The following is a 12999-nucleotide window of genomic DNA, read 5'->3' as shown; positions in this document are numbered from 1 at the left end:
CTGTCGCCGGGGCTGAGCGGCTAATCCGGCAGCGCGGCGAGCTGCGCAGCGACGCCGTCGAACAGCCGGTTCAGCCCGCGGTCGAACCGCTCGTCGGCTGAGTACGAGCGGCCGAAGCCTGCCAGGGCCGCCCAGCGGTCACCCGTGCCGAGCAGCTCGGCGACGTGCGGATAGTCGCCCGAGGCCACGAGCGCGTCGAGGTATGCCGCGACATGGGGCCCGGCCTCCTCCGGCACGGACTCGAGGCCCGGTTCGAGGTCGGTCTTGAGCACGAACCCCGCGACGTACTCGTCGACGGCCGAGATGAGGTCCATCCGGTCACTCGGCGGCAGCCCGGTCGAGGCGACGGCGGCGAGCGACTGCTCGAAGTGGAGCAACGCGTGCGGACCCCCGGCGCCCGCACCGGCACTGGCGGTGTCACCGGCCGCCTGAGCCAGTCCGCTCAGCGCCCACGGATGACGGCGGAACATCGCCCGCGTGCGGTGCGCCAACGCGGTGAGCGCGGCCCGCCAGTCCCCGGCGGGCAATTCCCCGGCCGGCACCAGCTGCTCGGCCATGATCGCGTCGAGCATGAGCGCCCGCAGCTCGGCCTTCGAGCGTACGTAGTGGTAGAGGGTCATCGTCCCGGCGCCCAGCTCGCCGGCGATGCGGCGCATCGTCGCGGCCTCGAAGCCCTCCGCGTCGGCGATCGCCAACGCCGTGGCGGCGAGCTGCTCCCGCGTCACCTTGGGCCGCCGCGACGGGCGGGACCAGAGCAGCTGGGCGGACTCGTCCTGGGCCATTCGCACAGCGTACCGGCGGTCGGTTGCCAGCCCGACTCGTACGGAGTACGGTTTCGTCGTACGACGTACGAGAGGAGTGAAAGTGATCGAAGTATCCGGGCTCGTCAAACGCTACGGCGACACCGTCGCCCTGGACGGATTCGACCTCGTCACGCCGGCCGGATCGGTCTGCGGCCTGCTCGGGCCGAACGGCGCCGGGAAGACCACCAGCCGTACGCATCCTGGCGACCCTGGTGCGGCCCGACGCGGGAACGGCTCGGGTCGGCGGGTTCGACGTCGTCCGGCAGCCGGACCGCGTACGGGAGCTGATCGGGCTGACCGGCCAGTTCGCCGCGGTCGACGACGCCCTCACCGGGGCCGAGAACCTCCGCCTGATCGCCCGGCTGCTGGAGCTGCCCCGGCCGCGCGCCCGCGCTCGGGTCGCCGAGGTGCTCGACCGGTTCGGGCTGGCCGACGCCGCCGGGCGGCCGGTCCGCACGTACTCCGGCGGCATGCGCCGTCGCCTCGACGTGGCGGCGAGCCTGCTCGGCACGCCACGGGTGCTGTTTCTCGACGAGCCCACGACCGGACTCGACCCGCGGGCCCGCGCCGACGTGTGGGAACTGGTCCGCGGCCTCGTCGCCGACGGGACGACCGTCCTGTTGACGACGCAGTACCTGGAGGAGGCCGACCGACTCGCCGACGCGGTGTGCGTGATCGATCACGGCCGAGTCCTGCGGACGGGCACTCCGGCGCAGCTCAAGGCGCAGGTGGGCGGCCAGACCCTGACCGTACGCGCGGCCGACCCGGCACGCGTACCAGATGTCGTCGCCGTCCTGGGCGCCGCTGTCCTGGGTGAGGCGGTCGCGACGCCCGACGGACTGGTCTCGGCACCACTGACCCCTGGCACGGCTGCGGCCGCGGTCCTCGCCGAGGCCGCCGCGGGCCTGCATCGGGCCGGGGTGGCCGTCGACGAGATCGGCGTCCGGCTGGCCGGCCTCGACGAGGTCTTCCTCGAACTCACGGAGAAGGAGACGGTCGCATGACCCCGAACCGCACGCTGCGGCACGGCACCGCACTGGCCTGGCGCAACCTGGTGAAGTTCCGGCACACGCCCGATCAGCTGCTCGACATCACGCTGATGCCGATCACGTTCGTGCTCATGTTCGTCTTCCTCTTCGGCAACGCAGTCTCCGGGGACTGGCACGCGTACCTGCAGTTCGTCATTCCCGGCATCGCCGTGCAGGCATTGATGTTCGCCACCCTCGGCAGCGCGATCTCGTTGAACACCGACATCCGCACCGGCGTCTACGATCGGCTCCGCAGCCTGCCCATCGCCCGCTCGGCCCCGCTGATCGGGCACATCCTCGGCGACACCGTGAAGTACGCACTCGCCGTGCTGCTCGTCTTCGGCGTCGGGGCCGCGCTCGGCTTCCGCGTACACAATGGACTAGCCGGAGTGGGCGCGGCGGCGGCGCTGATGCTGGTGTTCGCGCTGGCCGTCTGCTGGATCGCGACCCTGATCGGCGTCGTCGCCCGGGCGGCCGAGACGGTGCAGGCGCTCAGCCTGGTCCTGATCTTCCCGCTCACCTTCGGCAGCAACGTGTTCGTGCCGACCGGGAAGCTGCCCGGCTGGCTGCAGTCCTGGGTGAAGATCAATCCCGTGACGCAGGTGTCGGACGCCCTGCGGGGGCTGTTGCTCGGCACGCCCGTTGGCCCGGCCGTCACGCGGTCGCTGCTCTGGAGCGCCGCGATCATGGCGCTCTTCGCACCGCTGGCGGTCCTGGCGTATCGACGAGGGCCTCGCTGAGGTAGCGATCCAGCAGCCCCAGCGCGTCCTCGTACGCGACCGCGCCGGCCAGCACGTGCAGGCGCAGTCCGTCGAGGAGCGCGATGAAACGGCGTACGCCGTCGGGGGCGGGCCGACCGGTCAACGGCTCCCCCACCCCCGGCGCGCCGCCGCTCAGGATGCGGCCGACGACGTCGAGCAGCCCCGCGTGCGCCGGACGCAGGGCTTCGGCGATCGCCGGTTCGTCGGCGGCCCGCCCGATGAAGGCCAGCGCCACCTTCGCGTTCGCCCGGCTCTCCTCGTCATGCGGCAGGTACGCCGCCGCCACCGCGTGCAGCACGACGGCGGGATCGGACACGTCCGCGCCGGCGAGCCGGGCCTGCACCGCACGGGTGAAGCGCTGGTGCACCGTGAACGACAGCCAGTGCTGCATGGCGTACCGGAGCATCTCGTCCTTGGACGCGAAGTAGTGCTGCACCGCACCCATCGAGACGCCCGCCTCCGCCGCCACTTCCCGTAGGGAGACGGCCTCCAGCCCACGCTCCCCGGCTATCCGCAGCAGCGCTTCGACGATGTGTGACCTTCGTTGCTCGTGGTCGACCTTCTTCGGCATCGCGGCCCAGTATACAATGCGAGTGCATTGTAAAAACGTCGGGAGGGCCGAGATGACGGTCGAATACACCCACAACGGGTCCGCGAAGATCGCGTACGAGACCTTCGGCGACCCGTCCGGCGAGCCCCTGCTGCTGATCATGGGCCTGGATTTCCAGATGGTGTACTGGCCCGACGACTTCTGCCGGATGTTGGTCGACCGCGGCTTCTTCGTCGCACGGTTCGACAACCGCGACGCTGGGCTGTCCGAGCATTTCGCCTCGGCGCAGCAGCGGCACCCGATCGCCGCCCTGTTCCGCCGCGACCGGACGCCCGCCTACACCGGTGCGGACATGGTCGGCGACGGGCTGGCCGTCATGGACGCGCTCGGCTGGAAGTCCGCCCACGTCGCCGGGGCCTCGCTCGGCAGCTTCCTCGCCGTCGCCACCGCGCTGGGCCACCCCGACCGCGTACGCAGCCTGGCCCTGCTTCTGGCGACGCCGTCCGGCATCTCGGCGTCGCTGCGCTACATCCAGTTCGGCTTCATCGCCAAGATGGGCAAGATCAAGCACCCGGACACCGACGAGGGCGCGATCCAGACGCTGGTCGACATCTCCCGGGCACAGTCGTCGCCCGGCAACCCGGTCGACCTGACCTGGGCTCGGGAGGTCGCCGAGGTGGCGCACAGCCGGGCGCCTCGCGACCAATCCGGTACGCAGCGCCAGCTGGCCGCCGTACGGTCGTACCCGGGCCTGGCGGCCCGCCGCCTCGCGCTCTCGGCGCCGACGATCATCGTCAACGGCGCGGACGATCCGCTCCTGCGCGGCCCGGCCGCCGCGCGGGCGCTCGCGAAGGCGATCCCGGGCGCGACGGCGAAGATCGTGCCGGACATGGGCCACGATCTGCCCGCCGCACTGTGGTCCGAGCTCGCCGACGACATTGCGGCTAATGCGGGTGTGAGTCACTCTTCGTGATTCCGTGCCCGGGCTTTCGTGACTCGTAAGGCGGGTTTTTATTCTGCGACCTTTTCGGTGTCAGAATGTGTTCGTGACCGCAGACGAATCGGCTGGTGAGCGGGCCTACCCTGAGCGCGGAAGGGAGCGCCCGTTGCTCACATTGGACCTCACACCGGCCGAATGGACGGTGGAGGACATCGAGAAGCTTCCTCACGACGGCAATCGTTACGAGTTGCACGAGGGAAGCCTGGTCATCATGTCCCCCGCCATCCTTTGGCACAATCACGTCGCGAGCCGCCTGACCTGGCTCTTCGAGCGGGCCGACCGGCTGGCGTTCAGCGAGGTTGGGATCAAGTTCGGCGATCGCAGCACCCGCATCGCGGACGTCGCCGTGTTCGCGAGTCAGCCCGACATGCGGCGGGCCCACCACCCGCCGGCGGCGATCGCGATCGCGGTGGAGATCGTGTCGCCGGAGTCCGAGGAACGGGACGTCGGCTCCAAGCCCGCGAAGTACGCCGCCGCCGGAATCCCCGAGTACTGGCTGGTCCGGTTCCCGGTCGACGACAACGTCAGGGATGCCGACATCACCCGGTTCACGCTGAACGACGGCCGCTATCTCCAGGTCGCCGAGTACCGGCTGTCCGACCTGGAGAAGACCGGACTTCCCGCGGACTAGTACCGCTCGACGAGGTGCTCGCGACCGGCGGGCGGCTCATAGGGATCCGGCCAGTAGTCGGTGACCTTCGTGATCGTCCCGTCGGCCCCGATCTCCAGCCAGACGCAGGCGTCCATCCGGTCCTCGGCGACCCGGACGTCGAGCCACAGTGCGGCGTACCGCCCGTCGGCCACGACTCGGCGGACGGCCAGATGCCAGTCGCCGGGGTAGTCGACGTTGAACTGGGCGAACCCGTCCCGCCCGTGGATACGTTCCCGGGTCTGCGGCATCTCGTACACGACGTCATCGGCCAGCAACGCCGACCAGCGCGGCCAGTCCCGCCGCTCCAGGCTGTCCACATAGTCAAGGGCGGTACGCCGGGTCTCCTCGGTGGTGTCCACCCGGCCATCCTCGCCCGCCGGTCTGACATTTCAGTTGACATCAGCCCGGCGCGCCTCGAAGATCGCCGTCATGGTGTGAACCGCAGCCGCTTTCCGTGAGATCGCCCGCCGCGCCGACTGAGCGCATCATGCGGGCGTACGCCTTGCGCGCCGTTCCTGGCTTGCGTGAGGGCGTGGGCGCCATGCGCCCACCTCCGGCTGTTCTTCTGGTACCCGCTGCTGCCGACCCTGGCGTGATCATGTCCGGCGTAGCCGGATCACGCCCAGGGCGGATCGAGGGAGTTCACACCGTGAGTACCATCGGGCTGGCCGCCCAGGTCGAGGCCACCGCCACGATGCGCGATCGCATCGAGATGCTCAGGAGACTCAAGGCCGCCGGCGTCGGGCTGCTGACCGCGCTGACCGCGTTGACCGTGCTGGAGGGTCTCCTCCCCGCGACCACCGCGGTCGCCTTCGCCACGCTGGTGTCCCGACTGGACGCCGTCGTCTCCGGCGACGCCGCCGTGGCCGTCACCCCGTTGCTGCTGTACCTGATCGTCGTCCTCGCCGGGTACGCCCTCGGCGTGCTCCGCGAGCCCTTGCGCTACCTCGCCCAGACCCGGATCGACGGGGAGCATCGGGCCCGGGTCGCCCAGCTCACCAGCACCAGTGACACGGTCGGAGCGTTGGAACGTCCCGAGGTGCAGGCGTTGATCTGGCAGACCCGGGCCGATCCGGAGAGCTTCATCGAGGGGACGCCCGGCCCGGGAGTCCTCGTCCAACTCGAGCTGCTCGGGCGGCTGCTGGCGATGGTCAGCGCGGGCGTCGTGCTCGCGGCGTACGCGTGGTGGCTGGTCCCGGTGCTGGTCGTCGCCGGGCTGGCGGCCGAGCGGCTGTACTCGCGCGAGGCCAAGCGGCGACGCCTGGTCTGGCGGCGGTCGATCGCGCCCGGCATGCACGCCGACGTGTGGGCGAACGCGATCGTCTCGCCCAGTGAGGGCAAGGAGGTCCGGGTCTTCGGACTGGGCGACTGGGCCGTCGGGCGGATCCAGCATCACCTGCGGCTGGCGTTCAATCCGATGTGGACGCACGGGCGGCGTACGCTGGCCAGCCTCTGGCAGCCCGCGCTGATCCTCACGGTTCCTCTGCTCGCGGCGTACGCCGGAGTGGCGCTGGCCGCCGTACGCGGTGCGGCCACGGTCGCCGTCGCGGCCGCCGTGTTCGCCGCGTCGACCGCCGTCTACCAGGCGCTCACCGAGAATCCGCACTTCACCGTCAACACCGTGCACTGCATGCGGGCGTACGAACAGTTGAAGGTTGAGCTGGCTGCCCCGGCCCCGGCGGAGCGCGTCGCCGAGCTGCCGGAGCGGCCGGTGATCCGCTTCGAGCACGTGGGCTTCCAGTACGCCGGAACCACCCGGCCCGTGCTCGACCGGATCGACCTGGAGATCCGCCCGGGCGAACTGCTCGGCGTCGTCGGGCTGAACGGCGCGGGCAAGTCGACACTGATCAGACTGCTGGCGCGGCTGTACGAGCCGACCGCCGGGCGACTCACCGCCGACGGCCTCGATCTGGCCGGCGTGCCGGCCGAGGTCTGGCGCCGCCGGCTGTCCGTCGTCTTCCAGGACTTCGTGCGCTATCCACTGTCGGTGGCCGACAACGTCGCGCTCGGCAACGGCGGCGTACCCCGGGACCAGGCGGCGTTGACGGCCGCCGCCGAGGACGCCGGGCTCACCGGTGTCCTCGACCGGCTGCCGCTGGGCTGGGACACTCCCCTGTCCCGTTCGCGGACCGGCGGCGTCGACCTGTCCGGCGGGCAATGGCAGCAGGTCGTGCTGGCCCGCGCCCTGTACGCCGTGCGTACCGGGGCGGAGATCCTCGTGCTGGACGAGCCGACGGCGCATCTGGACGTGCGTACCGAGTTCGAGGTGTTCGACCGGCTCGCGGCGCACAAGGGAGACGCGACCGTCGTCCTCATCTCGCACCGGCTGTCGACCGTACGCCAGGCCGATCGCATCGTACTGCTCGGCGACGGCCGGATCACCGAGTCCGGCCGTCACGACGAGCTGATCGCCCACGGCGGCGCGTACGCCGAGATGTTCGCCCTGCAGGCCGAGCGATTCCGGCGGGGCTTCGACGATCGCCTGGAGGAAGGTGACGTGCGGTGAAGCGGAGCTATCTGCGGCTGCTCGGCGACGTGCTTCGGCTGTCGTGGCGGCACTATCCCGGGGCCACGGGCGCGCTGCTCGCCGTCAAGGCGGCCTCGGCGGGAACGACGCCCGCGCTCGCGCTGGCCCTCGGCGCGGCGATCGACGGGATCATCCGCGGTGGCCGGACCTCCGCCGTGGCCGGGGCGACCGTGGCGGCGCTCGTCTTCGGCGTCACCGTCTACCTGAAGGATCTGAGCCGGAATCTCGACGCGATGCTGGTCGACCGGCTGGGCGCGTTGCATCTGCGGCGAGACGTCGAGACCCGGTTGGCCGGGCTCGCCGGGCTGGGCCATCTAGAACGCACCGACCTGCTCGACCGGGTGACCCTGCTGCGGGGGTTCGGCTGGCGGATGAGCGCGTCGTTGTGGACCGCCGTGATCGCCGTCTTCGTCGGCCTCCGGCTGATCCTGCTGCTGATCGTGCTCGGCACGGCGGTCACTCCGTGGCTGCTGCCGCTGGTGGTGTTCGCCGCCGCGCCGATCTACTTCGAACGACGCGGCCAGCGGACCACCTTCCAGGCCGAACTGGACACCGCCGAGGCGTACCGGCTCCAACGGGAGCTGTTCAACCTCGCCACCGGACCGGCCGGCGGCAAGGAGATCCGTGTGTGCGGCGCCGGCGACCAGCTCGCCGAGCGCCAGCGCGCGGCGTGGTCGGAGGCCATGGCCGCCCGCTTTCGCGCGCGGGTCAAGGCCGCCGCCGGCAACCTGGCCGGGTGGGCGCTGTTCACCTTCGGGCTCGGCGCCGGGCTCGCGCTGGTCGTGTACCGGGCCGCGCGCGGCGAGGGCACCATCGGCGACCTCGTCCTGGCGGTCACGGTGGCCGCGACGCTGCGCGACGCGTTGCAGGACGCGCTGTTCGGGGTCTCCGAGGCGATGGCCGGTCGTACGCTCGCCGACCCGTATCAGTGGCTCCAGGAGTACGCGCAGACCGCCGACCGCCCCGGTACGCTGCCCGCCCCGGCCACGCTGCGGGAGGGCATCGTCCTCGATCGGGTCTCGTTCGCCTATCCGGGTTCGGACCGCCGGGCCGTCGACGAGGTCAGCTGCCGGTTGCCGGCCGGCTCGGTCGTGGCCGTCGTCGGCGAGTACGGCTCCGGCAAGTCCACCCTCGTCAAGCTGCTGACGAAGTTCTACCAGCCGGACGAGGGCCGGATCGAGGTGGACGGGACGGATCTGGCCGATGTGGACACCGCGCGGTGGCGGGCCGGATCGAGCGCGGCGTTCCAGGACTTCGGCCGGTTCCACGTACGCTTCCGCGACGCGATCGGGCTCGGCGACCTGCCCCGGCTGCACGACGACGCCCGAGTGGCGGCCGCCGTCCAGGCCGCCGACGCCGACGGGTTCGCCGAACGGCTGCCGGACGGGCTGGACACGCAGCTCGGCCGGGCGTACGGGGGCGTGGAGCTGTCCGAGGGTCAGTGGCAGAAGACCGCGCTGGCTCGTGCTTCGATGCGTACCGAACCGGTGCTGTTCGTGCTCGACGAGCCGACGGCTTCGCTCGACGCGCCCAGCGAACACGCCATCTTCGAGCGCTACCTCGCCCGCGCCCGACGGCTGGCCGGGCGGACCGGGGCGATCACGGTGGTGGTCTCGCACCGGTTCTCCACCGTCGCCGGGGCCGACCACATCCTGGTGCTCGACCAGGGCCGCCTGGTGGAGCAGGGCACCCACGCCCGCCTGCTGGCCGCCGACGGCCGGTACGCCCGCCTCTACGCGATCCAGGCGGATGCGTACGCCGAGGCCTGAAACCGCCGGGGGCGTGTCACATCGACCCGCCCCCGGCACCCTGCGCGGGGAGGTCGCTCTTGTGCGCCTTCACCACGACCGCCATGACGACGGTCGCGACGCCGAGGATGATCCCCGCCCAGAGGAACGCGACTCGGTAGCCGTGCACCGCCGCCTCGGCCTGGGTCAGCTGCGGCCGCAGCACGACACCCGCGGCGTGATCGGTCAGGTACGCCGTCACCGCCGACACGAACAGGGTGTTCAGCAACGCCGTGCCCAGGGACGCGCCGACCTGCTGGGTGGCGTTGAGCGTGGCACTGGCCGCCCCGGCGTCGTGATCGGCGACCCCGATGAGGGCGAGGCTGGACAGCGGCACGAAGATCGAGCCGAGTCCGAGGCCGAGCAGGATCTGGGCGGGCAGCACGTGCGACACGTACGCCGTGTCGACGCCGATCTGGGTCAGCCACAGCAGCGCGACCGTGGCGAAGACCCCACCGGTCACCATGAACGCCTTCGGGCCGACCTTCGGAACGAACTGGCTGGCCACCGCGGCCGCGACGAAGACGCCGGCGCTGACCGGCAGCGCCGCCAGACCCGCCTTCATCGGCGAGTACCCCAGGGTGCGCTGGAAGTAGAACGTCATGAACAGGAACGAGCCGAACAGGCCGGCCCCGACGAACAGGCTGCCCAGGTACGCCCCGCCCCGGTTGCGGTCGAGCAGGATGCGCAGCGGCAACAGCGGATTGCGTACGCGCATCTGCAGGACCACGAAGACCGCGACGAGCAGGAGACCGCCGATCAGGAAGCCCAGCGTCACCGGCGCGTCCCAGCCGTCGGTGGCGGCCTTCGTGAAGCCGTAGACGATCGAGGCCAGTCCGACCGTCACCACCACAGCCCCGGGCACGTCCAGCGTGGTATTGCCGTGTGCCCGGCTCTCCGGGACGACCGCGAGCGCGGCCAGCATCGCCAGCAGCGCGATCGGGATGTTGACCAGCAGGCACCAGCGCCAGTTGGCGTACTCGGTGAGGACCCCGCCGAGCAGCAGGCCGACCGCCGCGCCACCGGCGGCGATGGCGCCGTACACGGCGAACGCCTTCGACCGCTCGTGCACCTCCGTGAACAGGACGGTCAGCAGCGCGAGGCTCGCCGGGGCGAGCAGCGCCCCGAACGCGCCCTGCAACGCGCGGGCGGCGAACAGCGTGGCACCGTGCTGCGCCAGCCCGCCGAGGCCGGAGGCCAAGGCGAAGCCGACCGCTCCGGCGATGAATGTCCGTTTCCGGCCCCAGTAGTCGGCGATGCGCCCGCCGAGCAGCAGGAAGCCGCCGAACGTCAGCGTGTACGCGGTCACCACCCACTGCCGGTCGGGGTCGCTGATCCCGAGGTCGGCCTGCGCCTGCGGCAGTGCGATGTTGACGATGGTGGCGTCCAGAACCACCATCAGCTGAGCGACGGCGATGACCGCGAGCGCGAGCCAGCGCCGCGGGTACTCCGAGATCGGTGCGCCCGACCGGGTCGCCTGCACAGTGTCCACGGTGAATCCCCCTCGCCGTGTCGGGCAGAACCCCAATCCTTCTCGGGTCGGCCCGGCCCCGGGGCGAGACGGGAGTTCCTACCGTCGTTTCCGGTTTCGCCGCCGCAGATGCGGGAGTTTCGCGCCGTCGATCACGGGCCGCGCTGCCCGAGGGCGCCCCTGAGCCGCTCGCGCCGCGTTCACAATGCCCAGGGCTACGAGTGGGGCCGGTCTACCGGTCAGCCGATCGGCTCGACCTCGTCCGGCGTGACGGTGATCAGGGCGAGTGTGCGGCGTCGGCGTCGGCGAACTCCACCTCGTAAGCTCAGGCCGCCGATCCTCAGGACTCGGCGAGGAAGGCCCGGATCAGGTCTGCCGTCTCGTCGGGACGCTCCTCCGGAATGGCGTGCCCGCAGTCGAGGTGGGCCACCGTGAGGCTGCCGCACTCGGCGCGCCACCCGGCGACGTACTCGAACTCGGCGTCCCGGTCGCGCATGGCGAGCACCAGCAGCGTCGGCACACCCTGCGGCGGAGTCACCGCGGGCCGAGCCAGCTCCGACCACAGCGTCACGGTCGCCGGATGCCGTTCGGCCGCCGCCTGGGCCAGGGCGATGCTCGGCGGCACTCCGATGCCCGGATCGAGCAGCACCAGCCGGCGTACGCGGTCCGGCGCGTACCGGGCCAGGTGCACGGCGATCGAGCCGCCGAGCGAGTGGCCGACGAGGTCGGCCCGATCGACACCAGCGGCGTCGAGCGTCGCGAGCAGATCGGCGACCTGATAGTCCAGCGTCCACGGCGGCTCCTGCGGCGACCGGCCGAATCCGCGCAGATCGGGGGCGAGCACCCGGAAGCCGTCGAGCCGCCTGGCGATCTCCGCCCATCGTCCGCCGTTGCCGGTCATGTTGTGCAGCGCGACGATCGGTCGACCGGCCGCCGGACCGAATCCGTGCAGATACAGCGCCATGCCCAGCAGGGTAACCGCCGACGAGGCACCGCTCTGCCCGCCGCGGGGTCCTGCTGATCGCCGACGGCTACGGCCCATGGCCGTCCGCGCTGGCGTGGTGCACCGATCCGGCGACCCGGCTGACGGCTCGCTGAACCCCGCTGTGATGATCCACATCCCGAAACGTGTCTCCGACGGAGCGGATTCCGACACGTTCCGGGATGTGGATCAATTTGTGTCCGGTGTGGAGCCAGCTGCTCGCGCTAGGCCAGCAGTTCGGTGACGGTGCCGCCCGCGACCGTGCGGCCGCCTTCGCGTACGGCGAAGCCGAGGCCGGCCTCCATCGCGATCGGCGCGCCGAGGTCGACCGTCAGCTCGACGGTGTCGCCGGGGCGAACCTCGACGACGTCGCCCAGTTCCACCGATCCGGGCACGTCGGTGGTCCGGAAGTAGAACTGCGGCCGGTAGTTCGCGTAGAACGGCGTACGCCGCCCGCCTTCGGCGGTGGTCAGCGCGTACAGCCGCGCCCGGAACCGCGAGTACGGGCGGACGCTGCCGGCCGCCGCGACGACCTGCCCCCGGCGTACCTGGTCGCGCTTGACGCCCCGGAGCAGGACGGCGGCGTTGTCGCCCGCCTCGGCGCGGTCCAGCGCCTTGCCGAACGTCTCCAGCCCGGTCGCGACCGCGGTGAAGGTCGGGTCGAGGCCGACGACCTCGACCGTCTCGCCGACCGACAGCGTGCCGCGCTCGACCGCCCCGGTCACGACGGTGCCCCGGCCGGAGATCGTCAGCACGTTCTCGATCGGCATCAGGAACGGCTGCGTCAGTTCGCGCTGCGGCACCGGCACGTACGTGTCCACCGCGTCCAGCAGGTCCACGATGGACTGCGTCCAGCGCGGGTCGCCTTCCAGCGCCTTGAGCGCCGATACGCGTACCACTGGGATCTCCTGGCCGGGGAACCCGTTGGCCGTCAGCAGCTCGCGGACCTCGAGCTCGACGAGGTCGAGCAGTTCGGGGTCGCTCACCGCGTCCGCCTTGTTCATCGCGACCACCAGATGCGGCACGCCGACCCGCCGCGCGAGCAGCACGTGCTCGCGGGTCTGCGGCATCGCGCCGTCGAGGGCGGACACGACGAGGATCGCGCCGTCCACCTGGGCCGCGCCGGTGATCATGTTCTTCACGTAGTCGGCGTGGCCGGGCATGTCGACGTGGGCGTAGTGACGCGTGGCCGTCTCGTACTCGACGTGCGCGATGGTGATCGTGATCCCGCGGGCGATCTCCTCCGGCGCACGGTCGATGCCGTCGAACGCGACGAAGCGGTTCGCCGACGGGTCCCGTTCGGCGAGAACCTTGGTGATGGCGGCGGTCAGCGTCGTCTTGCCGTGGTCGACGTGCCCCATCGTCCCGATGTTGAGATGCGGCTTGGCGCGGACGAACGTGGTCTTGGACATGACGATTCCTTCGAAGTCAGCAGGAG

Annotated in this window: 11 protein-coding genes and 1 pseudogene; 6 read left to right on the top strand and 6 right to left on the bottom strand. The window is 71.3% G+C overall.

The window, feature by feature from the left end:
* Window positions 1–20: 20 nt before the first annotated feature.
* Window positions 21–782 carry a TetR/AcrR family transcriptional regulator gene (locus tag HDA40_RS00970; RefSeq protein WP_253750217.1) on the bottom strand — a complete coding sequence of 254 codons (762 nt, stop codon included), beginning with the start codon at window positions 780–782 and terminating at the stop codon, window positions 21–23.
* A 76-nt stretch (window positions 783–858) separates the two neighbouring features.
* Here HDA40_RS00970 and HDA40_RS00965 point away from each other — a divergent pair.
* Window positions 859–1807: pseudogene (locus tag HDA40_RS00965) on the top strand (ATP-binding cassette domain-containing protein).
* Window positions 1804–2571, top strand: a complete 768-nt coding sequence (locus HDA40_RS00960; protein ID WP_253750214.1) for an ABC transporter permease — start codon at window positions 1804–1806, stop codon at window positions 2569–2571. The pseudogene HDA40_RS00965 and the gene HDA40_RS00960 overlap by 4 nt, the downstream one beginning before the upstream one ends.
* On the opposite strand, the gene HDA40_RS00955 is transcribed toward HDA40_RS00960, so the two are convergent.
* Window positions 2516–3163 carry a TetR/AcrR family transcriptional regulator gene (locus HDA40_RS00955; protein ID WP_253750211.1) on the bottom strand — a complete coding sequence of 216 codons (648 nt, stop codon included), beginning with the start codon at window positions 3161–3163 and terminating at the stop codon, window positions 2516–2518. The genes HDA40_RS00960 and HDA40_RS00955 overlap by 56 nt on opposite strands.
* Before the next feature lie 52 nt (window positions 3164–3215).
* On the opposite strand from HDA40_RS00955, the gene HDA40_RS00950 reads away from it, so the two are divergent.
* Together HDA40_RS00950 and HDA40_RS00945 are read left to right on the top strand one after the other, a co-directional pair.
* The gene (locus HDA40_RS00950; RefSeq protein ID WP_253750208.1) at window positions 3216–4115 is read left to right on the top strand and encodes an alpha/beta fold hydrolase; all 900 of its coding nucleotides are present in this window, start codon (window positions 3216–3218) and stop codon (window positions 4113–4115) included.
* Window positions 4116–4188: 73 nt separating this feature from the next.
* Window positions 4189–4773: a Uma2 family endonuclease gene (locus HDA40_RS00945; protein ID WP_253750205.1), complete on the top strand. Its 585-nt coding sequence runs from the start codon at window positions 4189–4191 to the stop codon at window positions 4771–4773.
* Here HDA40_RS00945 and HDA40_RS00940 read toward each other — a convergent pair.
* Complete coding sequence (locus tag HDA40_RS00940) at window positions 4770–5153, bottom strand: nuclear transport factor 2 family protein (RefSeq protein ID WP_253750203.1); 384 nt, start codon at window positions 5151–5153, stop codon at window positions 4770–4772. The genes HDA40_RS00945 and HDA40_RS00940 overlap by 4 nt on opposite strands.
* 290 nt (window positions 5154–5443) lie before the next feature.
* On the opposite strand from HDA40_RS00940, the gene HDA40_RS00935 reads away from it, so the two are divergent.
* Window positions 5444–7300, top strand: a complete 1857-nt coding sequence (locus HDA40_RS00935) for an ATP-binding cassette domain-containing protein (RefSeq protein WP_253750200.1) — start codon at window positions 5444–5446, stop codon at window positions 7298–7300.
* Complete coding sequence (locus tag HDA40_RS00930; protein WP_253750197.1) at window positions 7297–9090, top strand: ABC transporter ATP-binding protein; 1794 nt, start codon at window positions 7297–7299, stop codon at window positions 9088–9090. The genes HDA40_RS00935 and HDA40_RS00930 overlap by 4 nt, the downstream gene beginning before the upstream one ends.
* Window positions 9091–9106: 16 nt before the next feature.
* Here HDA40_RS00930 and HDA40_RS00925 read toward each other — a convergent pair whose 3' ends face one another.
* The 3 genes from HDA40_RS00925 to tuf all read right to left on the bottom strand — a co-directional run bounded on the left by HDA40_RS00925 (window position 9107) and on the right by tuf (window position 12973).
* Window positions 9107–10600 (bottom strand): MFS transporter, encoded by a 1494-nt coding sequence (locus HDA40_RS00925; RefSeq protein ID WP_308197656.1) that lies wholly within the window; start codon window positions 10598–10600, stop codon window positions 9107–9109.
* 319 nt (window positions 10601–10919) lie between these two features.
* Window positions 10920–11543 (bottom strand): alpha/beta fold hydrolase, encoded by a 624-nt coding sequence (locus HDA40_RS00920; protein WP_253750195.1) that lies wholly within the window; start codon window positions 11541–11543, stop codon window positions 10920–10922.
* 242 nt (window positions 11544–11785) lie between these two features.
* Window positions 11786–12973 (bottom strand): elongation factor Tu, encoded by a 1188-nt coding sequence (gene tuf / locus HDA40_RS00915; protein WP_253750191.1) that lies wholly within the window; start codon window positions 12971–12973, stop codon window positions 11786–11788.
* Window positions 12974–12999 lie beyond the last annotated feature (26 nt).

Source organism: Hamadaea flava, assembly GCF_024172085.1.
Lineage (GTDB): Bacteria > Actinomycetota > Actinomycetes > Mycobacteriales > Micromonosporaceae > Hamadaea > Hamadaea flava.
This window is presented reverse-complemented; position numbering and strand designations above follow the sequence as displayed.

What these genes read in the sequence shown, in the direction of transcription:
- HDA40_RS00920 (WP_253750195.1), bottom strand. Translation starts at nt 11,543, where the DNA reads ATGGCGCTGTATCTGCACGGATTCGGTCCGGCGGCCGGTCGACCGATC.
- HDA40_RS00970 (WP_253750217.1), bottom strand. Translation starts at nt 782, where the DNA reads ATGGCCCAGGACGAGTCCGCCCAGCTGCTCTGGTCCCGCCCGTCGCGG.
- HDA40_RS00960 (WP_253750214.1), top strand. Translation starts at nt 1,804, where the DNA reads ATGACCCCGAACCGCACGCTGCGGCACGGCACCGCACTGGCCTGGCGC.
- HDA40_RS00955 (WP_253750211.1), bottom strand. Translation starts at nt 3,163, where the DNA reads ATGCCGAAGAAGGTCGACCACGAGCAACGAAGGTCACACATCGTCGAA.
- HDA40_RS00950 (WP_253750208.1), top strand. Translation starts at nt 3,216, where the DNA reads ATGACGGTCGAATACACCCACAACGGGTCCGCGAAGATCGCGTACGAG.
- tuf (WP_253750191.1), bottom strand. Translation starts at nt 12,973, where the DNA reads ATGTCCAAGACCACGTTCGTCCGCGCCAAGCCGCATCTCAACATCGGG.